This window comes from Streptomyces sp. P5F9, from assembly GCF_057961495.1.
Genome location: NZ_JBXVPZ010000022.1, coordinates 22,476 through 49,193 on the forward strand (window position 1 = coordinate 22,476; position 26,718 = coordinate 49,193).

Sequence of the window (26,718 nt, forward strand, 5' to 3'; positions counted from 1 at the left end):
TACGGAAGAGCGGTGCAGGAGAACGGACGCCACCATGCCCCACACACCCCGTCCCAGCTTCGGGATCATGACCGCCCCCATGCAGGTCGGCTACCACGACCTCCTCCGCGTCTGGCGCGAGGCGGACACCGTCCCGGAGATCGAGCACGCCTGGCTGTTCGACCACCTCATGCCGATCGGCGGCGACCCGGACGGCCCGGCCTTCGAGGGCTGGACGCTGCTCTCCGCGCTCGCCGCGCAGACCCGGCGACTGCGGCTCGGCGTGATGGTCACCAGCAACCGCATCCGACCTCCCGCGATACTGGCGAAGATCGCCACGACCGTCGACATCGTCTCCGGCGGACGGCTGGACTTCGGCATCGGCGTCGGCTCACGCCTCGACCATCCCCTGGCCAGGCGGGAGTACGAGGCGCACGGCCTCCCCTTCCACGACTCCGCGCACGCCGTGGCGAGCCTCGCCGAGGCCTGCACGGTGATCCGGCGGCTGTGGACCGAGGAGAAACCCTTCGACTTCCACGGCACCCACCACCACCTCACCGGAGCGTTCGGCAATCCCAAGCCCGTCCAGCGCCCCCACCCGCCGATCCTCATCGGCGGACGCGCGGCCGCGACCCTGCGCGTGGTCGCCGAACACGCCGACCTGTGGAACATCCCCGGCGGAGACATCGAGGACGCCACCCACCGCAGCGAACTCCTCGACCGCTACTGCGCCGAGATCGGCCGCGACCCCGCCACGATCACCCGCTCCATCCACCTCTCCGTCTCCTACGACCGTCCCGAGGCCACCCGCGCCGCGATCAGCGAGGCGCTCGAAGCAGGCTTCCACCACATCGTGCTCGGACTGCCCGCTCCCTACCCCGCCGGAACAGCACGCTGGGTCGCCGACGAGTTGATCCGGAAGTCGGCCTGAGCGCCCTTTCAGCCTCAGTCGTGCGGGAACGAGTGGTGCTCATGCGCGACCAGCCACCGGCCCCGCTCCTTGCGCAGGCCGAAGGTGAGCCGTAGGCGCAGAGCGGGGAATTCGGCGAACTCCTCGGGAGTGCCGCACCGGAGCAGGGCATGGGCGTACGCGACGTCCGTGCCGGCGGTGATGTCGAGGGAGTCGATGTCGAAGCAGGCGCCCTGGGCCTGCCACTCGAAGAACGGCGGCCAGGTGGCGCGGTAGGCGGCGAGGCCGTGGATGCCGGCGTGGGGCGGCGGGACGTCGTACATGACGAGGTCCTCGGCGTGGTCCGCCATGACCCGGTCGAGGTCGCCGCGGTGGACGGCCTCGGCCCAGCCGGTGATGAGGGCGCGGATCTGTGTCGCGTCGTCGGTCATGGACGGCTCCTGTTCCTGTCCCCCACTCCATGGTCTCTCTGCTCGGTCGACTCCCCGATCTTCCGCACATCATCGCCCCGGCCGGGCAACAGAGACGGATGGCACACTCTCCGTGTGCCGCTGACTCTCGACGACCTCCTCACCCGTGCCGCCGCCCTGGCCGCCCCCGGCCGACGGGCCGTTCTCGGGATCACCGGCAGCCCCGGCGCGGGCAAGACGACCCTCGCCGAGCACCTGGTGCGGACGCTGAACGGGAGCAGCGCGGAACCGTGGGTCGCGCACGTTCCCATGGACGGCTTCCACCTCGCCGACGTCGAACTGGACCGCCTCGGCCGCCGCGCCCGCAAGGGCGCGCCCGACACCTTCGACGCGGCCGGTTACGCGGCGCTGCTACGGCGGTTGCGCGAGGAGACCGACGAGGTGGTGTACGCGCCGGGCTTCGAGCGGGTGCTGGAGCAGCCGATCGCCGGCGCGATCCCGGTACTGCCCACCGCCCGGCTGGTGGTGACGGAGGGCAACTACCTTCTGCTGGAGGCGGGTTCATGGGCGCGGGTACGGCCGTGTCTGGACGAGGTGTGGTTCTGCGAGGTCGACGAGGACGAGCGCGTCCGCCGACTCGTAGCCCGGCACGAGGAGTTCGGCAAGGATCACGAGACCGCGGTGGCCTGGGTGTCGGGCACCGACCAGCGCAACGCCGACCTGGTGGCGGCGACCCGGGACCGGGCGGACCTGGTCGTGCCGGTCGGCGCACTGCCCGCGCCGGAGCGGAACTCGGCGGCGCGGGCAGGCAGTTGAGGACGCTCAGGCCCGCAGGCTGAGCTCCGGCTCGGCGTCGGCATCGCCCGCCGGGTCGCCGATCACCGCGGTGAAGGCCTCTGTACGCACGGTCAGGCCGTCCTCGCCGGTCTCGAAGGCGGGCGAGAACTCCCCTGCCCCGGGTCCGTACCGTACGGCGAACACGTGCAGGTTCTCCGGGGCTCCCGGTGCCGGGTCGGCCTCCAGTGCGGTGGAGCTGACCAGGTGGCGCCAGCCTTCATCGGGGTTGCCGTAGCCACGGGGGTCGGCGGCGAGGGCGAACGCGGCCTGTTCCTGGGTGAGTTCGGAGCGGGCGTCGAAGTGGTCGGCGGCCTGGCCGGTCGGGTGGGTGAGGCGCAGGGCGCCCGCGGAGGTGACGTCGCCCTCCGCCGTCCTGCGCACCCGGTCGCCGTCGTCCGCCGCGTAGGGCAGCCCGGCGAGCAAGTACGGGGCTCCGTCGAGGCGTTCGAGGGCCACCGTCGTCCAGAGATGCGTGCCGTCCGTGACGTACAGGGACTGGACGTGCCGCAGAATGTGGTCGCGGCCGACGACCGGCTTGGTGACCAACTTGGCGGTCAGGCCGTCGACTTGGACGTCCCGGACCCGCACCTCGCCCATCGGGCGGCACAGCAGGAAGCCGTCGACGACCGGGCCGAAGCCGTGCTGCCGGTTCACGGCCGCGGGCAGGTAGTAGGTGCCGTCCGCCTCGACGAGTGACGGGGTCATCTTGCTGTCGAAGGCCACCGAGACGGTTCCCGACCGGAGTTGATGCCGGGCGGCGGTCGTGGAGGGTGTCCGGTGCCAGCGCGTGCTGTCCTGGATCTGCCAGACCAGCATCCACGCGAAGTGACCGTCCACTCCCCCGTCCGGCTTGGCCGCGTGCCTGCCCCAGCGGCTGTCGCCCCGGTAGCGGCCGATGTCGGACCCGATACGGCTGCCGAAGTAGCGCAGGCCGAGGACCGATTCGAAGCCGGAGTGCTGTTCGCTGTACCGCGGGCCGCCGTTGTCGAAGCCGCCGCTGGTGAGGCGGGCGTCGATGTAGCGGGCCAGCGCCTCCCCGTCCTCGGCGAAGATGTCCTCGCCGCTGACGATGTGGGCCTGCGCGAGGAACGACAGGGAGATCGGGCCGTAGTTGTTGTCGTACGCGCCGCCGTGCTCTGGCGGGAGGAGGGCGCCGCGGTCGCTCACACGGTGGGCGCGGATCTCGTCGCCGTACACACGGAGTGCGCGGGTGCGGACCGACTCCCCTTCTTCCGGAGGGAGATGGCGGGCCAGCATCAGACCGCCGACGACGCAGCCGATGGCCTGGTTACCGGCTTCCTGCGGGTTGAAGAAGGTCGCCTCGGTGAGCCGGCGCCAGTAGCCGTGCGCCAACTCGACCAGGGCGGTGCGCTGTTCGTCGTCGACGAGGCCGCCCGTCGCGTCGAGGATGTTGACCGCCTGGAGCAGCGCCCACGCCGTGCTCGGCCAGTCGCCGACGGGGTGCGCGCCCGCTTCCAGGACGTAACGGGCGTACGGGAAACCGGAGTTGCGGACCTTCAGGTTCGGGTAGCCGGGGTTGTCCTCGGTGTAGACGCGCTCCCGGAGGTGGAAGGCGAGGCTGCGCCGTACCGCCTCCGGCAGTCGCGGGTCCTTGCCGCGCTGCCATGCGAAGGCCAGCAGGGACGTCATCCCGAGCGACGTGTCCCCGATGTCGTCGTGACAGTCGGGGTGTTCGAGGTTGCCCTCCGGTGTGATGCGGCGCAGGGCCTGCTCGACGACGTCGGCGAGGACCGCGTCGTAGGCCTCCGGGGTGTCGGGGAGGTCGTGCAACGGGCCGCGCTGGTGAGGGAGTTGCATCGCGGTGGATCAGCCCTTCATGCCTGAGGTGGCCATGGCGTGGGTCGTCGGGGTCAGAGGGCGGGTGCGGGGCGGCCGGCGCGCAGTGCGACGTTCAGTGTCTGGGGGCCTTGTCCACCGAGGTAGACGCGGTTCCCGGTCGTGGCGTCGGTGCCGCCGGCCACGGTGTAGTCCTGCCCCGGGTCGTACCGTAGTACGTCGAGCCGGTCGGGTCCGGCGAGGGGTTCGCCTGCCTCGACGGTGGCCTCGACCCGGATCTCGTCGTCGCCGACGCGGTAGGTCAGCGGCCCTGTCGTCAGGCACCAGCGTCCGTCGTCGAGCGGTACGGCGCCCCCGGTAACGCCCCCGGGCCGGAAGGTCAGTTCGAGGGCCCAGGGCACCCGTGGTCCGCTGATGTCGATCCGCAGGTCGGCCCCGTCCTCCCGCAGGTCGACCTCGACCCGGGTCGTGTGGGAGACCTCGTCCTGGGGGCGGTCGGGGAAGGCCATCGCCGCGGAGAAGCGGCCCTCGTCCACCAGGCGGTAGGCGCCGTCGTCGCGCCTCCGGTCCTTCGGGAGCGGCTGGTAGTAGGCGGTTGTGAGGGTTTGGGTGAGCCGGTACCGGTTGTCGGCGAGCTGTTCCATGTCGGCGGCACGGAACGGGCCCAGGTCGAAGAACACCCGCGAGAGGCGGACCGCGTCGAGGACGGCGGCACCGGCGAACAGGCGCAGGAAGGTGGGGTTGCAGGCGAGGCCCGAGCGGATGCGCCGGTGCTCGGGCACGTCGGAGCCGCCGTACACCACGGTGTGCGCGGTGGCCGAGACGTGTGCGGCGAGGCGTGCGGTGGCGAGGTACCGGTCGCGCGGGAGCTTCTCCGCGTCCGGGGCCGGCAGGGCGCGGCACAGATCCGGGGTGAGGAGGGTCTGGGCGAGCAGGTCGGGGTCGTCGATGCCGTCGGCGGTCGCCAGGCGGGCCGCGCGGGCGAAGTCGCCCCGGCCGGTGCGGACCGCGAGCAGCCGGTAGTGCGGCAGGTAGGGCCACAGCGCGAACGAAAGCCTCTGGTCCTGGCGGCGCGAGTGGACGGTCTCCACCGTGCCGTCCGGTCTGATCAGGTCCAGGGTCGTGGCGAGGTTGCGTTCGACGGCGTCCAGCAGGTCGGTACGTCCGAGCACCTCGGCCAGCAACAGCAGCGACGGGTTGGTCACGATGGACGCGTAGACGGCACTGCGTTCCGAGTACAGGCCCTCCGTGTCGATGTCGACGCCCTCGGCGAGCCACTCCTCGACGCGGTCGAGCAGCCGGTCGTCGGGGAACGACCGGTGCAGACGGGCGAGCGCCGCGCTCAGCTCCCAGCGGTGGTTCGGGGTGTGCACGCCACCGGTCAGGAGACCGGCGGTGGCGGCGCCGGCGATCTCGGCGAGCAGGGCCGACACCTCGCCCAGTTCCGGTCCCGCGTCGGCGGCGAGGACGTACGCGTCGCACACGTCGTTCACGGTGAACGCGGAGTCGGGCGGTGACTGGACGTTGTCTCCGCCCGCGAAGAGACCGGAGGGCGTCTGCACGGCCCGCAGGGCGCGGAGGTGGGTCATCGCGGCGGCGACGGCCTGCCCGCTGCCGTGCAGCGCCGAGTCCGGGGAACGGTGGGCCGCGATCAGGGTCTTCACCCGGCGCGCCAGACCACGGTGCGGTACACCGGCGGGTTCCTCGTCGGGGCCGGCCGCCAACGGGACGGCCGACCGGTCGGCGGCGCGGGCAGCCGCGCGGACGAACTCGTGGTCGAGCGGGGTGTGCAAGGTCAGTCCTTCAGTCCGGCGTTGATGTCGGCGCTCATGACGTACCGCTGGAACACCAGGAAGATGATGATCAGCGGGATCATGGAGATGACCGAACCGCCGAGCAGCACCGACCAGTTGATGTTCTGCGCGCCGACGAGGCTCTGGATGCCGATCTGCACGGTGAACTTGTTGGGGTCGTTCAGCATCAGCAGCGGCCAGATGTAGTCGTTCCACCGCCACTGGAAGGACAGGATGGCGAGGGTCAGCATGATCGGCCGGGAGATCGGCACCATGATCCGCAGGAAGATCGACAGCTCACGGGCACCGTCGATGCGCGCGGCCTCGACGAGTTCGTCGGGGACCGTCAGGAAGAACTGGCGGAACATGAAGCATCCGGTCGCGGTGAGCACGGCCGGGAGGATGATGCCGGCGAACGAGTTGTAGAGGCCGAGGTCACGGACCACCAGGAACTCGGGGGCGAGCATGACCTCGGACGGCAGCATCGTGGTGGCGAGGATGCAGAGGAAGAAGAACTTCAGCCACCTGTTGTTGTACTTGGCCAGCGCGTACCCGGTGCAGCAGCTGACCCCCACCGTGAGGATCGTCGTGATCACGCACACGAGGGCCGTGTTGATGAAGTACTGGGAGAAGTTGGCGCTCTCCCACGCCGCCTTGTAGCCCGACACGGTGGGGTTGTGCGGAAGCACCGTCAGCGGGAGGGAGAACAGGTCTCCGGCCGGCTTGAAGGAGCTGAGGACGAACCACGCGACCGGCAGGCCGTAGAGGGCCGCCAGGATCCACAGCAGTGTCGTCGCGGGTACGGCGCGCCGGAGCCCACCGTCGCGCACGTTGCGTCGCTGCCTCTTGGAAAGGGTCCGGACGGGATTGCCCTCGACCGGACGCGGCGTGTCTGTGGTTGTCATCGGTTCTCCACCCGCCGGTTGACGATCAGCTGGATGATCGCGACGGCCATCAGGATGAGCATGAGCACGAACGACGCGGCGCTCGCGTAGCCGATCTGGCCCCGGTTGAAGCCGGTTTGATAGATGTACTGGACAAGCAGGTTGTTCGAGGTACCCGGTCCGCCGTTGTTGAGGGAGACGAACAGCGGATATTCCTTCATCGCGTTGATCGTGTTGAGCAGGATGACGATGAAGGAGGTGGGCGCGATGCTCGGCAGCGTGATGCTCCGGAACTGGCGCCAGGGGCCGGCACCGTCGAGCGAGGCCGCCTCGTAGTAGGACACCGGCACGTTCTTGATCGCCGCGATGAACAGCAGCATCGAGAAGGCCGTGCCCCACCAGGCACCCGCCATCACCACGACGCCCAGCGACAGGTCCGCGTTCGACTGCCACGCGATCGCGTGCCCGCCGAGTTTCTCGATGACGTAGTTGATCAGTCCGAAGTTCTCACCGAACAGCCACCGCCACAGGACGCCCACGACGATGGGCGAGATGAGCCACGGGATGAAGAAGACGACACGGGCCACCGACGCGCCCTTGGCCTGCTTGCTCACCACCAGGTTGGCGATGAACAGCGAGAGCACGAAGTTCAGCGGGACGACGAGCACGGTGTACAGCAGCGTCCGGGACAGCGCGTCGTAGAAAGTGGAGTCCCCGAACAGGTTCTGGTAGTTGTCCAGTCCGATGAACTGGAACGCCCCCACACCGGTGTAGTTCGTGAACGAGTAGACGAGCCCGATCACCGCCGGCCACACGAAGAACAACGCGAAGAGCACGACATTGGCCGCGATCAGGACGAGCGGCGCGAGGGTGTAGGTGCTGCGTCGCTTCCTGGGCGGCCTCACGGACACGTCCGCGGCGCTATTTGTCATCTTCCTGACTTCCGTGCTGGTGGAATGGATCGCTGTGGGCTCACGTCATGAGCCCGGCGTCACGTGGGCGACCGGGGCGGGGCGGCGGTGACCCCGCCGCCCGGCCCCACTGGCCCACGATCAGCCGCCGACCGCCGTGTTGTAGCCGTCCACGATGTTCTGCAGGGCCTTGTCGGCCGACTGCTGGCCGTTGATCGCCTTGCCGAGTTCCGTCTTGGTCGGGTCCTCGGTGAGGCTCTTGCCCTTCAGCACCCAGTTCGTCTGCGCGCTGTTGAAGTAGCCCGAGATCGGGGCGTAGAGCGGGATCTCCTCGTTGTAGAGCTTGAACGCCGCCTGCGCCGCCGCCGACTTGAAGGGGTACTTCGGGCTCAGACCGCTCTCGACGGGGAGGAACCCGGAGGTCTCGACCAGCTCGGTGTAGTTCTTCGGCTCGTACACCCAGGACATGAACTTCTGCGCGGCGGTGGCCGCGGCACCGTTGTTGTTGAAGCCGACCATCATGCCGCCGCTGTTGACGTCACTGGCCTGCACCGGCTGAGCCGGGGTCGGGACGCTCGCCCAGTCGAACTTCGTGATGCTCGACGCGAAGGCGGGCACCTGCCACACGCCGGACCAGTAGGCGACCACGTCACCGCTCTGGAACATGGCGGACGGGTCGGCGCCGCTGGTCCACACCGACTTCGGCATGGTCTTGTCGTCGTTCAGTCCGACGAAGTACTCCACGGCCTTCTTGGTCGCGGCGTCCGCCGAGAACTTGCCGGAGGAGTCCGCGTGGACGTACTTCCCGCCCATCTCGTACACCATGGCGCGGAGCCGGGACGGAGACTGGTCGAACGTCAGGGAGTACTTGGCGCCGGTCTTCTCGCGCACCTTGTTCGCCGCCGCGATGAACTCGGTCCAGGTCCAGGTCTTCGCCGGCGAGGCGGGGACGGCGACGCCGGCCTTCTCGAACAGCGACTTGTTGATGAACAGGCCGGACGCGGTGACGTCCGAGGGGATGGCCAGCACCTTCCCGGACGAGTCCTTCGCGAGGAAGTTGGAGTTGATGTTGTAGCTCTTGTTGTTCGCGATGGACTTGAGGTCGATCAGCTTGCTCGACCAGATCGGGTCCAGCGCGGGCACGTCCGCCACGTCGGGCAGCGAGTTCGCCTGCGCGGCGTTGTGCAGCTTCGTCGGGTACCCGTCGTAGGGGATGTTGACGAGCTTGACGCTGACGCCGGTTTCCTTCTTGTACTGCGCGACCAGCTTCTTCCAGCCCGCGTCCTGCCCCGGAACCGTGGAGATCCAGAACGTCAGTGACTTCGCGTTGCCGCCCGAGCCGGACCCCGACCCGCAGGCGGAGAGCAGCAGGGCACCGGACACGGCGACGGCAGCGAGGGGAACCAGGCGGCGCATGCCGCCGCGGCCGAGTCGGCTGGAGCGCCGCACACCCACAGTGGTCATCTTCGATCCCTTTTTCGTCATAGGGGACGGAGCACGGCGCCGACCGATGCGGCACGGGTGCATTTTGCAGGAAGGTCTGCTTTCCGGGGGCGCGGCCTCGCCCGGCCGCGTCGTCCACGCGGAGTGAGATCCCCGGCCGTCCTGGCCGTCACCGCACGAGCACACCCTCGTGCGGTTGCCGTACTTCGCGTACGGGCTGGGAAGCCTCACCCCAAGTCGGTGTCCCGACCGACTTAGAAAGCGCTTGTCCGGACATTGGCAGACCAAGTCGGAGGCCGTCAATCCTTCACCCCCGCACCATCGGTCACGGTTTGGACTCCTCTGGCGACCGCGAGCCGGGCCGCGCCCACCACGGTGCCGAGATCGCCGACCGTGCTGCTGACCACCTCCGTGGGCCAGCTCAGCCGCCCCAGCTCGGCCCGCACACCCGGCAGGAGCTGCGGGTCCGTGCCCGTGCTGCCCCCGAGGACGATCAGCCCCGGGTCCAGTACGGCGGCCACGGCGGCGGCCAGCCGGCCCACGTCGGCGGCGTGCCGGCCGACCAGTGCGCTCGCCGTGCCGTGTCCCTGCCGGGCGAGGGCGAAGAGCTGGTCCGCGCTGCCGGGGCACGGTTCGCCGGTGTCCGGCCACGCGGCCGCCGCCCGGCGCAGCAGCGAGCGGGCGCCCACGTACTCCTCCAGGGCCTCACGGCGCGGTTCCACGGCGTCGTCCCAGGGGTAGGGCAGCCGGGCGAGCTCACCGGCCGCGCCGTTCGCGCCGCGCAGCACCTGGCCGCCGACGACGATGCCGAGGCCGATACCGACGCCGATCCGCAGATAGCCGAAGGTCATGCGGCCCCGGGCGGCGCCCTCGTGCAGTTCGGCGAGGGCGGCGCAGTTGACGTTGTTCTCCAGGTGGACCGGCACGCCCGGTGGCAGGGCGACCGTCATGGCGTCGAACACCGGGCCCGCCTTGGCGGTCGCGGGGCGCATCCCGGCGCCCGCCCGGTCCCGCGCGGCGACGTCACCGACGGCGACGACGACGGTGCGCAGCGGGGTGCCGGCGGGCAGCGCGCCGAGCGCCTCGCGCACGGCGTCGGCGGCGTCCTCCCGGGAGCCTGTGGCCTCGGCCAGCAGGGTGCCGTCGAGGGCGCAGCCGCGCACCCGGGTGAGGGCGGGGCCGAGATCGACTGCGAGTACGGCGCCCGCGGCCGGGCCCAGACGGTATACGGCGGCGTTGCGGCCCGTGCCGCCGGAAGCGGTGCCGGAGTGGGCGGCGAGCCGGACGTTCTCCAGTTCCACCACGGCGGAGGACACCGTCGGCTTGGACAGGCCCGCAAGGGTCGCGAGCTGCGGCCGGGTCGCGCTGCCGGCTCTCGCCAGCACCGCGAACACCGCACTCGCGCTCTCGGTCAGCCGAGACGCCCGCGCCACGACGTGTTCCACACTTCCCCCAGTTCACAGGCCGCGTTCCCGGTGGGTGTCCGTGGGATGCGGCGACGGGATGTCCTGATGTCACGCGGGCCCGGGCAACGGTCCCTGTGACCGAGTTCGCGATGACTCTTGACGCACTGTACTTCGTTAGTTAACTTCCTAACGAACGTCACGGTACTCGCCTGCCGTGGTCCGTCAGAAGCCCGTCCCGGGGCTTCCCTAGTGCTTGAACTGCCGTTCCCCCGGACACGGTTCGCCCAGCCGTCGCAGCACCGCGCAACGACGAAAGAGGTTCCGTGCAGGACTTCACGCCCCTCGTGGTCGGCATCGACGTGGGTGGCACCAAGACACATGTGCGCGCATGCGCGGGCACGGACGTCGTGGCCGACCACATCCGTGCGAGCAGCGGCTGGCGGCCGCACGACCCCGCGGCCGCCGCCGACTGGCTGACCGCGCTGGTCCAGGACGCCCTGCCCGCCGACGCGCGCCCGGCCGCGGTCGCCGTGGGCGGGCACGCCTGTGAGACACCCCGCCAGTGCGCCGGGATCCGTGCCGCGCTGGAGGAACGTCTCAAGGTGCCCGTGCTGGTCGTGGGGGACGCCGAACTGCTCGTCCCCGCCGCCGGGTTGGACAAGGGGGTCGGCCTGGTCGCCGGCACCGGTTCCGTCGCGGTGGGCCTGCTCGCCGACGGCGGCCGGCTCCAAGTGGGCGGCTGGGGCGCGGTGTTGGGCGACGAGGGCGGCGCCGCCGGTCTTGTCCGCGAGGCGGCCCGCGCCGCCTGGGCCGCGCACGACCGCGGCGAGGCTCCGGACCAGCTGGCCCTGGGACTCGTCGAGGCGTTCGGGGTGGCCGAAGTGCCCGCGCTCGGCGCCGCGTTGGAAAGCGCTTCCGACGTCTCCGCCGACTGGGGCCGCCACGCCCGTGTCGTCTTCACCGCGGCCGACGCGGGCTCGCTCCTCGCGCGCGAGGTGATAGCCGAGGCCGGCCGGTCCCTCGCCGCACTCGTCGTACGGCTCGCCGAACGCGGCGTCCCCGTCGACGACGTGGTGGTCTCGGGCGGCACCGTCCTCGCCCAGCCCCTCCTGTACGACGCGCTCACCAGCGCACTCGCCGAACAGGTACCCGGAGCGCGGCCGTGGCCCATCCAAGTGCCGCCCGTCGAGGGCGCGGTGGCACTGGCCCGATCGATCCTGTGAACCGCCCGGCCCCCGTTCACCCGAGGGTCATGCGACGGACACCCAACCCCCTCCGCCGGGACACGGCTCGCCGCAAATCTTCGCACGTACGCACCAGTTGACGTATGCGCTTTCTCGCGTCGTACGGTGCACCCCGAACCACAGCCGATCGCACCACCCTCCCTGGTCGCACGACCGCGCCGGCCTCATCGGCCGGAGAACTCAAGAGAGGCTCACCCATGCCGTCACCCGCCGGGCAGCGCACGAACGCCGTTCGACCCGCCGTGAACAGACGTGGTTTCCTCAAGACCTCGCTCGGCGCCTCGGCCGGTGTGGTCGCCGCGCCCACCCTGGTCAGCTGGCTGGCCGCCGCGGACGCCAAGGCGGCCACGGCTCCGCTCGCGTTCGTCGACGACTACAAGACGAACGTCATCGCGAACCTGACGCCCGAGACCAACGCCGTGGTCCGGATCCTCGGCGGCATGGCGCAGATATGGAAGACCGGAGCCGCCTGGAACACCGGCACCCCGCTGCGCCCCGAGATCCTGCGCGCCAACGTGCGGTACTGCGTCGACCTCACCACGCACCGCACCGAGGCCCAGGCGAAGGAGGCGTTCCTCTACGACCGCCAGCACCAGAGCTACGCGATGATCGCGGGCCTGGGTCCGCTGGCCGACCTGTACAAGTCCGGTGCACTGGCGGTCACTTCGATCACCAGCGCCCCTGACGGGACGCCCGCCACCACGATCAGCGACGCCGTCCCGGCCGACGCGCCCGCCGGTTCCGCGCTCGGCGCGGGCTCGCACGACTCCGCGCTCGGCAAGGTCGCCGAACTCGTCGACACCCTGCGCGGCAACTACGCGTCGGGCAACCCGGGCAAGTACGCCTACCAGTACCCGCGTCCGTGGCGCATGAACGAGAAGAGCGAGGTCGTCGACACCGGCACGGTCGACGCGCTCGGCTACCCGGTCTACGACTCGAAGGTGGTCGTCGCGCCCCAACTCCTGCGCCAGCGCAGCACGTCACCGGTGGACGACGGCGGTTTCCCCAGCGGCCACACCAACGCCTTCCACCTGGCGGGCCTCGCCTACGCGTACGCCGTACCGGAGCGCTTCCAGGAACTGGTCACCCGCACCTTCGAGTTGAGCCACACCCGGATCATGGCCGGTATGCACTCGACGGTCGACGTGATGGGCGGCCGCATCATGGCCACGGCGCTGGCCGCCGCCACGCTCGCCGACCCGGCCAACGCGGCGCTCAAGGCGGCGGCGCGCGCGCAGGCCCTCGCCTACTTCGAGGCGAAGACCGGCACGACGGCGGACACCCTGTACGCCTACGCCCACTCGGCGACCACCGCGACCGACCCCTACGCGGACCGGACCGCCAACGCCCGTGTCGTGGAGCCCAAGTTCACCTACGTGCTCACCCGCAGCGGCCGCGACAAGCCGCTGACCGTGCCCAAGGGCGCGGAGGTGCTGCTGGAGACCCGGCTGCCGTACCTCGACGCGGCCCAGCGGCGCGAGGTGCTGCGCACCACCGCGCTGCCGTCCGGTTACGTCCTGCTCGACGGCTTCGAGCAGTGGGGCCGCCTCAACCTCTTCGCCGCGGCGGACGGTTACGGCTCCTTCGAGTCCGATGTCGTCGTCACCCTCGGCGCGACGGCCGGCGGCTTCGGCGCGGCCGACGCCTGGCGCAACGACATCGACGGCTGCGGCGGCCTGACCAAACAGGGCACCGGCACGCTGACCCTGACCGGGCACAACGCGTACACCGGCGGGACCGTGCTCAAGTCCGGTGCGCTGGTGGCCGGTTCGGCGCACGCGCTGGGCCACGGTGACGTGAGCGTGTTCGGCGGTGCGCTGCGGGTCTCCGAGTCCGTGCAGATCCACGGCGCCTACACCCAGCAGTCCGCCACGCTGGAGGTCACGCTCCGGTCGGGCCACCAGCCCGCCGTCGAGGTCACCCGGCGCGCGACCCTCGGCAGGGGCAGCACGCTGTCCCTCCGGTTCGACGCCGAGCACCCGCCGGTCGCGGGCTCCACGGTGCGGGTCCTGGGCGCGTCCTCGCTGCGCGGCCAGTTCGACACCATCGAGGTGAACTCGGACAAGCTGCGAGCCGTACCCGTGTATACGGCGGAAGGTCTGTCGGTACGACTCCTGAAGCGGTGACGCCCCTGGTGGCGGGAGCGGTGCGACAGTAGGGCCATGACCCGGCCCCGGCTCGCTCCCGCCACCGCGCGGCCGGCCTCACCACAGGGCGGATGATGGCGCGCGAACAGCACTCGGTCCTCGACCCCGACACGCTCGGCGACGGCGGTGGCGGGGACTCCCCGCCGCGCGCCGAGGGCTCGCGGTCGGCACGTCTCTACGCCGGGCTGCGGCGCCGCAGGCGGTGGCTGTTGCCCCTCCTCGTGGTGGTGCTCCTCGCGCAGATGGCCGCCGTGATGGTCACGACCGCCGTGCAGCAGACACCGACCATCGACGAGCCGGTGTATGTGGCGACGGCCACCGTCTATCTGCGTGAGCACAGCCTCGACTACAACCCCGAGCACCCTCCCCTCGGGAAGCTGGTGATCGCCGCCGGAATCGCGATCGCCGACCCTCACTTCGACGCCGACTACCAAGGCAATCAAGGGGCGTTGGGCCGCCATCTGCTGTACGAGTCGGGCAACGACCCCTGGCGGCTGATGTTCTGGGCCCGGTTGCCGGTGATCGTGCTGACCCTGCTGTTCGGGCTGGTGGTGTTCGCGTTCGCCCGTGAACTCGTGGGCCCGGCACGGGGGTTGGTGGCCCTCGCGCTGTACGCGTTCTCGCCGGATGTCATCGCGCACGGCTCGCTGGCGACGCTCGACGTGCCGGAGGCCGGCTTCCTGCTGACGTCGGTGTGGCTGCTGTGGCGGGCCAGGCGACGCCCGAAGCTGTATCTGCCGCTCGCGGGGGTGGCGCTCGGGGCCGCCGTGGCGACGAAGATGAGCGCCCTGCCCGCCGTCCCGGTCCTCATGCTCCTCGCCGTCGCCTCGGTGTGGTCCGCCCGCCGCCCGGCCGGCCGGGACGCCCGGTTGCGGACGCCGGCGCTCGGGGTCGCGGGCGCGGCCGTGGTCGCGGTGGTGACGGTCGCCGTCGTCTGGGTGTCGTATCTCGTCGTCGATCCGCAGCTGCGGTTCACGTCCACGGAACCGGTGCCCGTCATCGACGGCCTGCGCGGGCAGTTGGTCCCCCTGATGCCGTTCCCGCGCGCGTTCCGGGACGGGATGCTCATCCAGTTCGGCATGGAGGACTACCCGTGGCAGGGCTTCCTGTTCGGGCACCTCTACACCGGGTCGCACTGGTACTACCTGCCGGTGGCCCTGCTGGTGAAGACCCCGCTCGGCATGATCGCGCTGTGGGCGACGGGTGCCGTAGCGGTCGTGGCGGTACGGCGGCTGCGGCCGGCGGCACCGTATCTCCTCGTGCCCACGGCCGTGCTGCTGGCCACGGCGATGGACGGCTCGCGGGACTTCGGCACTCGGTACGCGATCTTCGTGCCGATGTTCCTGGCGGTCGCCGCGGCCTGTGTGCCGGCGCTGCGGTCGTGGTGGCGGTGGGCTCCGCTGTCCACGGGGCTGCTGGTGGCGTTCGTCGCGGTCAGTTCGCTGCGGACGTTCCCCTTCTATCTGCCGTACTCCAACGAGGCGTTCGGCGGTCCGTCGAAGACCTATCTGCGGCTGCACGACTCCAACGTGGACTGGGGCCAGGACCTCGGCCGCCTCGCCGACCGGCTGCGCGAGCGGTACGCGGGCGAGCCGGTCTGGCTCGTCTACAAGGGCAGTGGTGTGCCGTCGTACTACGGCATCGAGTCGTCCGATCCGCGCAAGGCAGGGGTGCGCGATGTGCACGGGCTGCTGGTCGTCTCGGACACCGCGATCGACAAAGCACAAGGGAAACTGGCCGAGTTGATCGACAGCAGTCGCCCGATCGATCAAGTCGGTCATTCGATCACGATCTACCGGCGCTGATCACTCTCTGGTCACAACGCTCTGTGAGCTATGTTGAGTGGCTGTGGGAGACAAAGGAGGCGCACCGGTGCCATCGCCGCAGCAGGCACGCGCCCAGGCATCCGTGATCACCTCGGGAAAAACCGACCCGGAAGTCGGCGCGGCACCGACGTCCCAACTCAGGGAACTCTTCGACGGGCCACGGCTGTCACCGGGCCAACGGCGCATCGCCCAGTACCTGATCGAGCACATCACCGAGGCGGCGTTCCTCTCCATCACCGATCTCGCGGAGCGCGTCGGCGTCAGCCAGCCCTCGGTGACCCGGTTCGCGGCGGCGGTCGGCTTCAGCGGTTACCCGGCGCTACGGGAGCGGCTGCAGGCGATCGCTCTGCGGACCCTCGCGGGCGGCCCGTCGGCCGAGGAGAACCGGAGCAACGAACTACAGGCCGCGGTCGACGCCGAGATCGCGAACCTGGAGAACCTGCGCCGGGACTTCGCCGACCCCGACCGGCTGATCGAGGTCGGCCGCGAACTGTCGGCGTCCACCCCGCTCACCGTCCTCGGCCTGCGCATCTCCGTCTCGCTCGCCGAGTACTTCGCGTACGCGGCGCGCCGCATCCACCCCGATGTGCGGCTGGTGACCCGCGGCGGCAGCGTCGCCTACGACGCGATCCTGCAGTCCCGCGAGGCGGGCGGCACCTGGCTGCTCGCGTTCGACATGCCCCGGCACGCGCACGAGACGCTCACCACGCTCCGGGTGGCGCGCAGCGCCGGGCTCAAGGTGGCCCTCGTGACCGACCTGGCGCTCGGCGCGCTGGCCGACGAGGCCGACGTCACCTTCGCCACCGGCACCGGCTCCCGCCTGGTCTTCGACTCGTACGCGGCTCCCGGCGTGATGGCCTCCGCCCTGCTCCAGGCCATGACGGACGCCGATCCGGAGCGGACCCAGGCCCGCCTGGAGGACTACGAGCAGATCGCCGAGCAGCACCAGTTCTTCATGCGGGACTGACCCGCCGCTCCCCCGTCATAGGCAACCAAACTGGGGCGATTACGCCCTTTTCGCGCATGAATGTTTTCATACGCCTTGCAAAGCGGACGGCATATATAAATACTGCTCACGGATCGCACCCGCCCCGAGAAAGCCCGGTCCGCCCATGCGCACCTCCGCTCGACCCGCCGCGCCGGCGACACCCGCTTCCCGGAGCCCTCTCACGAGCACGCCCAGCCGCCGTCTCCTACCCGCGTCGGCGCCGGACGTGTTCGGTCGGGCATCGCCTCCGCGAGCGCCCAAGGCGGCCTCGGTCAATCCCCTGGGCCGGGGCCGCCTCACACCGTCGACCCACCCCCGCGACGCCGCACACCGGGAAGCGATGACATGCAACTGACCACCACGCGCATCAGCCAGGACTGGCCCTGTCAGGTCAAGACGCCCGGCAGCTACGACTGGGAGCGCTCGGCGGCCAAGTGGCTGCGCGAGCTGGTGCCGGCCCGCTACGCCAGCTACCCCGCGTTCATCCGCCACCCCGTGCTGCTCGCCCGCCATGCGCAGATCCAGGTCCAGCACGAGATCCGGGTGGCCCGGACCGCCCTGCAGACCGCGCGGGCCGACCTGCCCGGCATCGGCCTGCCCGAGTCGGTCATCGAGCACACCATCAAGCTGTACGCCGCCGAGGTCCTCCAGCTCCAGCACATCGCGCGCAGCGTGCGGGCCGTGACCGAGGCCCTGGTCGGGCACAGCACGGGACGCTGACCCCACCGCCGGTCGGGGTCAGTCGTCGTCACGGTGCCGCCAGTACCAGAACACGCCCATGACGAGGGCCAGCAGCAGGACTCCGGGCAGGATCAGACCAGGAACGCGGGAGCCGCTCATCGGCGTGGCCTTCGGTTCGGAACGGGCACGACACCGCCGACCTGCCGCGCCGCGCTGTCCATGATGAGGCTCTACGGCCCCATCAGCACCGAACTTTCCGCAGGTCTTGCCCCGCGTTCGGAACCCCGTTCGCCTACTGGCCGTCGTCGAGCGTCGTGCGGGACTCCAGGTCCTTGCGAGTGTCGTCGCCGTACACGCCGTTCTCGTCGCCCCGGATGCCGTACCAGAGCTGGAAGCGGGCGACCGCGGCCGTGAGCGTCGCGTCGTACTGGCCGCTGGTCGAGCCGTTCTCGTAGACGTTCGGGATGCGCAGGAGGCGCTGTTCCAGCTCCTTGACCTGGGGACCGCTGTCGCCCTCACGGAGGGTGCCGGCGCCGTCCGGGTCAGCGGTGGTAGCGCTGCTGGCCGTGGCGGACGCCACCGGAGTCGGCGTGCTGATCGGCTGGGCCGTGCTGGCCTCTCCCCTGCCCGGCAGCAGCAGGGCGCAGGCGAAGCCGACCAGCGCCGCGGCGCTCACGCCGACCACGATCGCGGCCCGGCGCAGACCCGGCCCGAAGGGACCGGTGGCCGGCAGCGGGTGCAACTCGCCGGATACGGGCGGCAGTTCCTGTGTCTCGGCCTCGGAGCCGAAGAACGGCCGGGGCACCGGCACCGATTCGAAGACGGAGGAGTCCCGGCGGGTCTCCCGCAGCAGCTCCGCGAGGTTGTCGGAGCGGCGGCGGCGCAGGACTCGGGCGGGTTCCAGGACCGGGCCGCCGGACGACGATCCCGGTTCGGGCGGTGTAGACACACTGCTCTCCTTCCGTTCCGCGCGCGCGGATGTCCGCCATCCCCCTGGAGAGATACGCGCGCACGGCCGCCGGAGTTCAGCGCGGCACGCGCTCACTCGCACCAGGACGGTGAGGCCTGGACGAACCGGTGCAGGGAGGCCTTCAACGCGGCGACGAAGGCGTCCCGCCGCGTGTCGTCGAGCGCCTCCAGGGAGAGGTAGGGGTTGAGGTCCTCCAGTTCGACCAGGAGCAGCTCGCCGTCCGGGGCGCGGCAGGCGTCGACGCGCTGGATGCCGTGGTCGACGCCGTTCCAGTCGATGAAGCGCTGCGCGAACTCCAGGTCCTCGGGGGCGGGTTCGTACGGTTCCAGCTGCCAGCGCTTCTCGGTGTCCGGGGCGTAGAGGGCGTACTGGAAGTCGTGGTCGACGAAGTAGAAGGACACCTCGTACGAGAAGTCGACGCAGGGCTGGACGAGGACGCTTCCGTCGGTCAGCGCGGGCAGGCGGTCGGCCGGGACGATCTCCAGCCCTATGGAGTCGGCGCCGAGTTTGGGCTTGACCACATAGCGGTCCGTGCGGGGCAGCCGGTCCAGGTCCTCGACGCGGTCGACGGTCGGGATGACCGGGAACCCGGCGGCGCTCAGGTCGAGGAGGTACTGCTTGCCCGCCATGTCCGCCCGGCCGGAGAGCTGGTTGTAGACACGGGCCCCGGTGCGGAGCGCGCGCTCGCGGAACGCGTCGTACTCCGCCTGGTAGCCGAGGACGGGACCGCTGTTGCGGACGACGACCGCGTCGAAGCCGGCCATCAGCGCGGCCGCGTCCAGCGGATGACACAGCGCCAGGTCGAAGTCCTCGCGCAGCCGGGAGGTCAGGTCGATGTCCTCGTCGCAGTAGCGGCGCCCGCGCGCGGGGTACGTCAGGTCAGTGACGTACAGGACGCGGGGGCGGGCGAGGGGTACGGAGGGCATGCCGGTTCTCCTTGGTCGAGAGCGTTCACCGAGAGCGTTCGCGCGGAATGATCAAAACGGTCGGCCCGTGGTCACCGGGCGAGCGTTGTGGCTCCGCAGGACGAGCGGATCCTCAACTCGGGGAGGAGTTCGACGTGTTGACGCGGGGCCGGCCGGCGTCCGCCGCCTCGCTCGGCGAGCCGTTGCAGGAGGAGCTTCGCGGCCGCCTCCCCCACCGCTCGCTTCGGTGGGGCCACGGCGGTGAGCGGTACGTCGGCGAGCGGGGCGACATCGTCGTCGTAGGCGATGAGTGCCAGGTCGTGCGGGACGCGGATGCCGCGGGCCTGGAGCCGGGGCACGAGCACGATCGCGTCCTCGTCGCTGTGCACGAGGGCGGCGGTGACTCCGCGCTCGCGGACCGCGTCGGCCAGGTAGTCCACGCTCGACTCGTAGTCGCCGTGTTCGCGGACGGACGGGGCACCCCGGGCGTCGTCGAGGCCGAGGGAGCGTACGGCCGACTCGTAGCCCGCGCTGATCTGCGCGGCGTGCGGGCCGTCCTGGAGTACCGCGGTGATCCGGTGGTGGCCGAGGGCGGCGAAGTGGCCGACGGCGACCGCGGCTCCGTGGGCGCGGTCGGTGCGGACCCGGTCGAGGGCGGCGGCGGGGTTGCCGGGCGGGGCGGAGCGTTCGACCAGGACGGTGGGTACTCCCCGGTCGAGGAGCCACTGTTCCTGGCCGCCGACGGGGACACCGCCCGGCCAACTGGGCGCGACGAGCAGCCCCTGCGCGCCGCCCGCGAGGAGGTGCCCGGCCTGGACGGCGTCCTCCGCGCCGACGTATCCGGAGACCCCGAGCACCAGTCGGCCGCCCTGCGCCCCCACGGCCTCGCGGGCACCGCGCACTATGCCGGCGAAGATCGAGGCGGTGGTGGGCACGATCATTCCGATCACGACGCCCTCCGCGGACGCGGTGGACCCGGCGGACGCGGTGGGCTCCTGTCGCGCCGCCCGCATCCCGACGGTGCTCTCACCGCCCGGCCACACCACCGCGCCGTGCAGCCGGTGCACCCGGCCCTGGCCTGCCAGTGCCTCCACGTCCCGCCTCAAGGTGACGGCGGAGACGCCGAGTTCGGCCGCGAGCTCGGCGACCCGCAGGCTGCCGCGCTCACGGACGAGTTCGAGCACCCGCTCATGGCGCTGGTCGACGTGCAGTCGCATGGGTCCCCCTGAAGGTGAAACTGGTCGCGGTCACTCTATGCCGCGGATCGTTTCGATCGTTTTGATCGCATCGGTCACTCCGGATCTTCGAGGGGACTCAGTCCCCACCCGAAGCGCACTGAGTGCCATCCGTGCCGGCCTGGTGCTACGTTCCCGTCCATGAGCTCCAAGCCGCCCATGCGGGACGCCCTGGTGGCGGCCGCCTTCCAGTTGTTCCTGGAGCGGGGCTACGAACAGACCACCATCGACGACATCGTGGCGCTGGCCGGGGTCGGTCGGCGGTCGTTCTTCCGCTACTTCCCGTCCAAGGAGGACGTGGTCTTCCCCGACCACGAACGCTGCCTGGCCGACATGACGGCCTTCCTCTCCGCCGGCGGCGACGAGCACGAACCCGTACGGCGGGTCTGCGACGCGGCCCGGCTCGTGCTGCGGATGTACAACGAGAACCCGACCTTCTCCGTGCAGCGTTACCGCCTCACCAAGAAGGTGCCGGGCCTGCGCGCGTACGAGCTGTCGGTGGTGTGGCGCTACGAACGCGCCCTCGCCGACTATCTGCGTGGGCGCTTCGCCGGGCGGCGCGACGGCACCCTGCACGCGGACGTGGTCGCGGCCGCCGTGGTCGCGGCGCACAACAACGCCCTGCGTTCCTGGCTGCGTTCGGACGGGCAGCGCGACGCTGGCGCCGAGGTGGACCACGCGCTGGGGTATGTGCAGTCCGCGTTCGGACACCCACCGGTACGGGCCGCCGACGCACACCAGGAGCAGCGCCCCGAGGACGTCGTGGTGGTCGTCTCGCGGCGCGGGGCCCCGATGTGGCGCGTGGTCCAGGAGATCGAGTCCGCCTTCGGCCGCGACTGAATCGGAGAAACCCAAGGGTACGCAGTGTCTTTACGCCTGGCACTGAGTGCCATACGCTGTGGTCGTGCACGGTGGCACGGCAAGCCGCGCACATGCGTGCCCGGCTCGGCCGCGCACGCGGGATTCCGGCCGAGCGCAGGGAGTTGACAGCGTGTACCACCACTCAGGATTCGCGACCCGTCCGGCAGTCGGCTCCCCGGCGGGCCTCCTCGATCCGCCCACCGCGGACGGGGACACCATCCTCTTCCAGCGCTGCACCTGGTGCGGGACCGCCATGTACCACCGGCTGTTGTGCCCGGTCTGTCAGGGCGGCGACCTGCGCACGGAACGCAGCGAGGGCACCGGTACGGTCCGCCATTCCACGGTCGTGCACCGCAACACCCCCGCCGCCCGTAATGTGTCGCTGATCGAGATGGCCGAGGGCTTCGTGGTGCGCGGCCGGGTCATCGGCCCGCCGATCGGCATCCACAGCGGCGACCGCGTCCGGCTGTCCACGGCCAAGGACCCGGTGCGCGGCGAGCCGGTCTTCCAGCTCCTCGACGAGCCGTACCGCGCCTGGCACTGACCCTCACCCCGATCGGCGTCGATCCACGGACCGCGTCCGAACGGCCGTAGCGCGAGGCCGAGTTCAGGCCCGGCAGACGAAGATCGGCCGAATCCTCCTCCACAGGCAACCCACAGGCTCTGCTTCTCGTCCTCCGGGGCGCGAGAGGCTCCCGTGACACACGGGGTGCCTGAGCCTGGGGTTCGAGGAGGAGAACACATTGTTCCGTGCCCGGCGAATATGGGTCACGGCCGCGACGGTGCTCGCGGTGGCGGGAGGGATGTCCGGTTCCGCGCAGGCGGCGCCACCGTCGGACGCCGGACCGTTCACGGCGACGGAGGCGGCCAACGACGGCAAGCTTCCGCCGGGTTGGCGGATCACGGGGAAGGGTTCCGCACAGCAGCTGGTCTGGCGCTCGGGCACGCGGGTGCCCATGGGGGACGCGCGCGTCGAGTTCCACGCCGGGGGCCGGCTCCTCGGCGTGCCGAGCCCGGCGAAGGACGGACGGACCTTCCGGCTCGGCCTCGGTGCCGTCGCCCCCAAGCAGCTGACGAACCTTCAAGTGCTCGCCGCAGGACAGCGGTTGGACGCCGCCGGTGACAACAGCAGCTCCGGCAAGGGCCGTTCAGAGGTCGCCGCGCAGCCCGCGGCCCCACTCCCGGCCGGCCCGATCGATCCCGGCAAGCCGGGCACGTACCGTACGACGACCGGCGGGTACACGCTCGACCCGGTCCGGCTGCCCGGGTATCCGCAGCCGATCGAGATGCGGGCCGTCGTGGTCGCGCCGAAGGGCGCCACCGGCAAGCGGCCGCTCGCGCTGTTCCTGCACGGCCGTCACTACACCTGCTACAAGCCGGGCACCGAGGAGATCACCGGGGACTGGCCCTGCCCCACCGGCCTGAAGTCGGTGCCCAGCTACCGGGGTTATCTGCGCGACCAGCAACTCCTCGCCTCCCAGGGCTATGTGACGGTGTCCATCTCCGCGAACGGCATCAACGCGCAGGACGCCGATGCCGAGGACGCCGGCGCGCAGGCCCGTTCGTCGCTGATCCGGCAGCACCTGGCCCACTGGGCCGACTGGTCCGCCCACCCGGAGACCGCCCCGGCGGTCGTGCGGAACGCGCCCCGGGCCGACCTCTCCCGCGTCCTGCTGATCGGCCACTCGCGCGGCGGCGAGGGCGTCAACCGCGCGGCGATGGACAGCCTCTACCCGCCGCCGGCCGCCCAGGACGGCTATCACGGCCCGGTCCGCTGGAAGATCCGCGGCACGGTCCTCATCGGCCCGACGATCTTCGGCCAGAACCCGGTGGCCGACGTGCCGTCGGTGACGATCCTGCCCGGCTGCGACGGTGACGTCTCCGACCTCCAGGGCGAGGTCTACGTCGACGGCACCCGCGGGGTCAGCCGGGGTGCGGCCCTGCACAGCGCGGTCTACGTCGAGGGCGCCGACCACAACTTCTTCAACACCGAGTGGACGCCGGGCCAGGCCCAGGCGCCCGCCGAGGACGACTTCTACGACGACCCCGACCAGCGGGACGCGGTGTGCTCGCCGGGCACGGCGACCCGGCTGACCGCCGACCAGCAGCACAAGGCCGGCTCCACCTACATCGCCACGGCGGCACGGCTGTTCATCGGCGGCGACGACCGGGCGCGCCAGCTCCTCGACGGCTCCGGCCACCGCGCCCCCTCCGCTGATCCCGCGCGAGTCCTCACCCACGCGGTGGGCGCGAACCGCGGCGCCGGCTTCCTCCCCGACGGCCAAGTCACCGTCTCCGGCGGCAAGTTGTGCTCCGCGGTGGACCCCGACCCGGCCGTCGCCTGCCTGAGCGACGACTCCAAGGGCATCTCGCCGCACTTCGCGCAGTGGGAGGCCACGAAGGAGGTCGGCCGCCGCGCCGTCGCCCTGCGCTGGTCCGCCGCCGGTTCACCGGTGACGGTGCGTCCGAACAAGCCCGTCTCCCTCGGCGGCGCCAAGGGCCTCGCCCTGCGCGTGATCGTGCCGCCCAACACCACCGGCACCCAGCTCGACGTGTCCGTGACCGACACCGCCGGCCACCGGGCGACCCTCGGCCGGATCCGCGTGGACGGCCTGCCCGGCACCCAGCGCACCGCCTCCTACTGGGCCCGCGAGGTCCGCGTACCGCTGGCCGCCGCCTCGCACGCCGGGCTCGACCTGCGCCACGTCAAGTCCCTTGATCTGACCCCGCGTTCGCGCTCCGGCCAGGCCTGGCTGATGGACGCCTGGGCCTGGCGCCCCGGCACTCCGGCGGTCACCTCGGCCCCGCTGCCCCGCGTCGACATCGGCCGACTCGCCGTCAAGGAAGGGGACTCGGGCGTCAAGACGTACCGCGTGCCCGTCCAGGTCTCCGGCCACGGCAGCGGCCAGGTCCGGGTCTACGTCAACAACCCGGCCACCGGCCAGGCCACTTCACATCTGGTGACGGTACGGCCCGGCGGCAACTCCATCGACGTACCGGTGAAGGTGGAGGGCAACACCCGCTTCGACTACGGCGTCCAGCACGACATCTTCGTGAAGGCGGTGCACGGCGCGGTCGTCGGCGCCCACCGGGGCGGGGTGACCACCGAGAACGACGACCCGATACCCACGTTCACCGTCACGCCGATCGCGGACCGGGTCACCGAAGGCAAGCCCCTCAAGTGGAAGGTGACGCTGTCCGCGCCCGCCGACGTGGAGCTGAACCCGGCGTTCCTCGTCCAACCGGTCGCCTCGGGCCCGGAGTTGTCCACCCTGGACGTCGACCCGCAGTGGCTCAGCGAGAACTCCGGTGAGGAAGCCGCGCCGGAGCGCCCGCTGTCCAAGGTGCTCGGCCTGTTCCTCTGGACGTCCGTCCCGGCGGGCCGGCTCAGCGGGGAGATCAGCGTGCCCACGATCACCGACCAGGTGACCGAACAGCCCGAGTCCGTACGCTTCCTGGCCGTGGACGAGAACGGCGACCCGCAGAGCGGCGGACCGGAACTGGCCGGCACGGTGCTCGACGCGTCGTAGCGGAACGTCGTAACAGAACGTCCGGCGAGAACGCCGTAGGACGTGAAGGGGCCGCAGCGCGAAAGCTGCGGCCCCTTCATCGTGCGACCGATTGCATCGTGCGGGTGCTCAACTCGGCTTCTGGGTCCCGCTGTTCATCTTGGCGCGGTTCTCGGTGAGGAGTTCCTGGACGCGTTGTTCGATCTCGCGGGGGTCGAGGCCGAGCGCGGCGCCGATGTGGGCGGACCAGACCTCGGAGCGGAGGTTGGTCTCGAAGTCGAGGTCGGCGCGGACGTTCTCGCGGGTCGCCTGGCGGTTCTGGCTCACCATGACGAAGGTCGACAGGAAGATGGCCTCCAGGCTGACGATCATCGTGAGCAGCCCGTACGGATACGGGTCGAAGATCCCGCCCCGGCCGAGGAGCCCTTCGTTGAGGGCGATCCAGACGACGAACCACAGCGCGTGGATGTAGACGAAGAGCATGGTGCCGGCGAAGGCGGTGATCGCGTCGGCGACCCGGTCCTGGGTGCTGCGCATCCGGGCGAAGACGACGCGCTCCTGCCGCAGCGGCAGGTCGGACGGGTTCAGCGCGGGGTCCACGGGCGCTCCCGGGGTTCGGTGTGCAAGGGGTTCGTCCTCAGGGGGTGAGCGTCACGCGGATGCCGATGGTGCCGTCGAGCCCGCGGCGGAGCCGGCTGCCGAGGAGTGTGATGCGCCCGGTGAGGCCGTACTTGCGGGTGATCAGCTTGCGGTAGCGGGCGGTGGTCTCGGCGTCGCAGATCTCGGCGGCGCCGGGGACCTGGTTGCCGGTGGGGTTGCCGCGCAGGTCGCAGGGGCCGACGAGGACGTCGGCGCGGGCCCGGATGCGCTTGACCTTCCAGGAGTCGGCGACCGTCCACACACCGAGGGTCTCGCCGTCGCGGACCACCCACACCGGGGTGGCGACCGGGGAACCGTTCTTGCGGTAGCTGGTGATCAGCAGGTACTGGCTTGCGCCGAGCCGGTCCAGCGGGGTCTCGTCCATGGTCGGCAGTCTAAGCACCCGCCGGTGCCCGCAGGAGATCGAGATACCGGCGGGCGAAAAGGTAGGCGTCCCCGGGCCAGCGCGCCGACAGATAGGCCCCGTCCCGCACGACGAACGCGTGCGTGTCGTCGCTCGCTGTGCCACGCCGGGTGAGTTCCTTGGGGCCGCGCTCGAACTGCGCGCCCGGGTCGTCGAGAGCGGCCCGCACCTCGTCCTCCACGTAGGCGGGGTAGGTCCGGTAGTAGCCGCCGAGGCGCCAGGCGGTGGTCAAGTAGGCAGTGCGTTCCATGTACTTGGGCAGACAGGTCGTGCGGCGTCCGGCGATGACACTGCGGCCGGTGTCCGGGTCCTGCGTGCGGGCCAGCACGAGAACCCCGTGGCAGATAGCGCCGACCGGGCAGCCGAGCTTCCAGAACTCCCCTGCTTTGGCGCTCAGTTCACGCGATCCCAGGTACTGGCGCATACCGGGCGCGTGTCCCCCGGGCAGCAGCAGCCCGTCGAAGCCGGTCACGTCCAGTTCCGCCCACGCGACGGTGGCGCTGAACTCCGGTGCGGCGGTGAGCTGTTCGTAGAACCGTTTGGGTTCGTCCTCGGCACCGAGCTGTCCGAAGAGAACGCCGGTCAGCAGCCGAGGGTCGGCGGCGGGCAGGGTCCCGGCCCGCTCGGTGGCGAAGACGACCTCGTGCCCGGCGTCGGTGAGCAACCGCCAGGGCACGGCGACCTCGGTGACGTCGAAGTCACGGTCGGGGAGCGGCATCAGCACGCGCATGGGGTCATCATGGCAGCCGGGGCGGGTGGCCAGGTCGGCACGGCCGGGCGGGTCACCGGGGCGCCGACGGCAGGCCTGACGCGGCACGGTCGCGAGGCTTGCTCCAGCGCCGGCGAAGTACTCAGCCCGGCACGCCGACGTGGCTCGCCTCAGCACCGCCGCTGTGCTCAACACGGCACGGCCCCCCGG

23 protein-coding genes are annotated in these 26,718 nt (G+C 71.0%); 10 read left to right on the plus strand and 13 right to left on the minus strand.

The annotated features are described in order from the left end of the window. Positions 1-34: 34 nt before the first annotated feature. Entirely contained in the window at positions 35-910 is an 876-nt protein-coding gene (locus AC31A1_RS06710; RefSeq protein ID WP_489652325.1) for an LLM class flavin-dependent oxidoreductase, read from the plus strand. A gap of 14 nt (positions 911-924) precedes the next feature. On the opposite strand, the gene AC31A1_RS06715 is transcribed toward AC31A1_RS06710, so the two are convergent. After that, positions 925-1,320, minus strand: coding sequence for a YybH family protein (locus tag AC31A1_RS06715; protein WP_393756600.1), 396 nt, complete (start codon positions 1,318-1,320; stop codon positions 925-927). Positions 1,321-1,434: 114 nt separating this feature from the next. Here AC31A1_RS06715 and AC31A1_RS06720 point away from each other — a divergent pair, with 114 nt between their 5' ends. Continuing rightward, entirely contained in the window at positions 1,435-2,115 is a 681-nt protein-coding gene (locus AC31A1_RS06720; protein WP_489652326.1) for a nucleoside/nucleotide kinase family protein, read from the plus strand. A 6-nt stretch (positions 2,116-2,121) separates the two neighbouring features. On the opposite strand, the gene AC31A1_RS06725 is transcribed toward AC31A1_RS06720, so the two are convergent. The 6 genes from AC31A1_RS06725 to AC31A1_RS06750 form a co-directional block, all read right to left on the minus strand. Then, positions 2,122-3,954 (minus strand): hypothetical protein, encoded by a 1,833-nt coding sequence (locus tag AC31A1_RS06725; RefSeq protein WP_489652327.1) that lies wholly within the window; start codon positions 3,952-3,954, stop codon positions 2,122-2,124. Between the two features lie 53 nt (positions 3,955-4,007). Continuing rightward, positions 4,008-5,726 carry a hypothetical protein gene (locus AC31A1_RS06730; RefSeq protein ID WP_489652328.1) on the minus strand — a complete coding sequence of 573 codons (1,719 nt, stop codon included), beginning with the start codon at positions 5,724-5,726 and terminating at the stop codon, positions 4,008-4,010. Positions 5,727-5,728: 2 nt separating this feature from the next. Beyond that, the gene (locus AC31A1_RS06735) at positions 5,729-6,631 is read right to left on the minus strand and encodes a carbohydrate ABC transporter permease (protein ID WP_489652329.1); all 903 of its coding nucleotides are present in this window, start codon (positions 6,629-6,631) and stop codon (positions 5,729-5,731) included. Further along, positions 6,628-7,542, minus strand: a complete 915-nt coding sequence (locus AC31A1_RS06740; RefSeq protein ID WP_489652330.1) for a carbohydrate ABC transporter permease — start codon at positions 7,540-7,542, stop codon at positions 6,628-6,630. The genes AC31A1_RS06735 and AC31A1_RS06740 overlap by 4 nt, the downstream gene beginning before the upstream one ends. Before the next feature lie 120 nt (positions 7,543-7,662). Beyond that, positions 7,663-8,985, minus strand: coding sequence for an ABC transporter substrate-binding protein (locus AC31A1_RS06745; RefSeq protein WP_489652331.1), 1,323 nt, complete (start codon positions 8,983-8,985; stop codon positions 7,663-7,665). 278 nt (positions 8,986-9,263) lie between these two features. Continuing rightward, a complete protein-coding gene (locus AC31A1_RS06750; RefSeq protein ID WP_489652332.1) occupies positions 9,264-10,397 on the minus strand; it encodes an ROK family protein in 1,134 nt (377 codons plus the stop codon). 296 nt (positions 10,398-10,693) lie between these two features. Between AC31A1_RS06750 and AC31A1_RS06755 the strand changes: the two genes are divergently transcribed. The 5 genes from AC31A1_RS06755 to AC31A1_RS06775 all read left to right on the plus strand — a co-directional run bounded on the left by AC31A1_RS06755 (position 10,694) and on the right by AC31A1_RS06775 (position 17,295). Further along, a complete protein-coding gene (locus AC31A1_RS06755; RefSeq protein ID WP_489652333.1) occupies positions 10,694-11,593 on the plus strand; it encodes an N-acetylglucosamine kinase in 900 nt (299 codons plus the stop codon). Between the two features lie 218 nt (positions 11,594-11,811). Further along, a complete protein-coding gene (locus tag AC31A1_RS06760; protein WP_489652334.1) occupies positions 11,812-13,740 on the plus strand; it encodes a phosphatase PAP2 family protein in 1,929 nt (642 codons plus the stop codon). 92 nt (positions 13,741-13,832) lie between these two features. Continuing rightward, positions 13,833-15,566: an ArnT family glycosyltransferase gene (locus tag AC31A1_RS06765; RefSeq protein WP_489652335.1), complete on the plus strand. Its 1,734-nt coding sequence runs from the start codon at positions 13,833-13,835 to the stop codon at positions 15,564-15,566. A gap of 67 nt (positions 15,567-15,633) precedes the next feature. Then, positions 15,634-16,554 (plus strand): MurR/RpiR family transcriptional regulator, encoded by a 921-nt coding sequence (locus AC31A1_RS06770; RefSeq protein WP_489652336.1) that lies wholly within the window; start codon positions 15,634-15,636, stop codon positions 16,552-16,554. A gap of 366 nt (positions 16,555-16,920) precedes the next feature. Next, the gene (locus AC31A1_RS06775; protein ID WP_019064417.1) at positions 16,921-17,295 is read left to right on the plus strand and encodes a hypothetical protein; all 375 of its coding nucleotides are present in this window, start codon (positions 16,921-16,923) and stop codon (positions 17,293-17,295) included. Between the two features lie 253 nt (positions 17,296-17,548). On the opposite strand, the gene AC31A1_RS06780 is transcribed toward AC31A1_RS06775, so the two are convergent. The 3 genes from AC31A1_RS06780 to AC31A1_RS06790 all read right to left on the minus strand — a co-directional run bounded on the left by AC31A1_RS06780 (position 17,549) and on the right by AC31A1_RS06790 (position 20,348). Beyond that, a complete protein-coding gene (locus AC31A1_RS06780; RefSeq protein ID WP_489652337.1) occupies positions 17,549-18,205 on the minus strand; it encodes a peptidoglycan-binding domain-containing protein in 657 nt (218 codons plus the stop codon). A 92-nt stretch (positions 18,206-18,297) separates the two neighbouring features. After that, positions 18,298-19,152 (minus strand): ATP-grasp domain-containing protein, encoded by an 855-nt coding sequence (locus AC31A1_RS06785; protein WP_489652338.1) that lies wholly within the window; start codon positions 19,150-19,152, stop codon positions 18,298-18,300. Positions 19,153-19,223: 71 nt separating this feature from the next. Then, positions 19,224-20,348 carry a substrate-binding domain-containing protein gene (locus AC31A1_RS06790; RefSeq protein WP_489652339.1) on the minus strand — a complete coding sequence of 375 codons (1,125 nt, stop codon included), beginning with the start codon at positions 20,346-20,348 and terminating at the stop codon, positions 19,224-19,226. Positions 20,349-20,525: 177 nt separating this feature from the next. Between AC31A1_RS06790 and AC31A1_RS06795 the strand changes: the two genes are divergently transcribed. The 3 genes from AC31A1_RS06795 (at position 20,526) to AC31A1_RS06805 (ending at position 24,757) form a co-directional block, all read left to right on the plus strand. Beyond that, on the plus strand, positions 20,526-21,206 hold the full coding sequence (locus AC31A1_RS06795; protein ID WP_489652345.1) for a TetR family transcriptional regulator: 681 nt from the start codon (positions 20,526-20,528) through the stop codon (positions 21,204-21,206). A gap of 151 nt (positions 21,207-21,357) precedes the next feature. Next, positions 21,358-21,771: a Zn-ribbon domain-containing OB-fold protein gene (locus AC31A1_RS06800; protein WP_033280331.1), complete on the plus strand. Its 414-nt coding sequence runs from the start codon at positions 21,358-21,360 to the stop codon at positions 21,769-21,771. 199 nt (positions 21,772-21,970) lie between these two features. Further along, positions 21,971-24,757, plus strand: a complete 2,787-nt coding sequence (locus AC31A1_RS06805; protein WP_489652340.1) for an alpha/beta hydrolase family protein — start codon at positions 21,971-21,973, stop codon at positions 24,755-24,757. Positions 24,758-24,865: 108 nt separating this feature from the next. Here the strand turns inward: AC31A1_RS06805 and AC31A1_RS06810 are convergent, their stop codons facing one another. The 3 genes from AC31A1_RS06810 to AC31A1_RS06820 form a co-directional block, all read right to left on the minus strand. After that, positions 24,866-25,336, minus strand: coding sequence for a DUF1003 domain-containing protein (locus AC31A1_RS06810; protein ID WP_489652341.1), 471 nt, complete (start codon positions 25,334-25,336; stop codon positions 24,866-24,868). Between the two features lie 37 nt (positions 25,337-25,373). Continuing rightward, positions 25,374-25,760, minus strand: a complete 387-nt coding sequence (locus AC31A1_RS06815; protein WP_489652342.1) for a PPOX class F420-dependent oxidoreductase — start codon at positions 25,758-25,760, stop codon at positions 25,374-25,376. A gap of 10 nt (positions 25,761-25,770) precedes the next feature. Further along, positions 25,771-26,718 (minus strand): type 1 glutamine amidotransferase domain-containing protein (locus tag AC31A1_RS06820; RefSeq protein ID WP_489652343.1); only part of this gene is annotated, 948 nt, incomplete at its 5' end.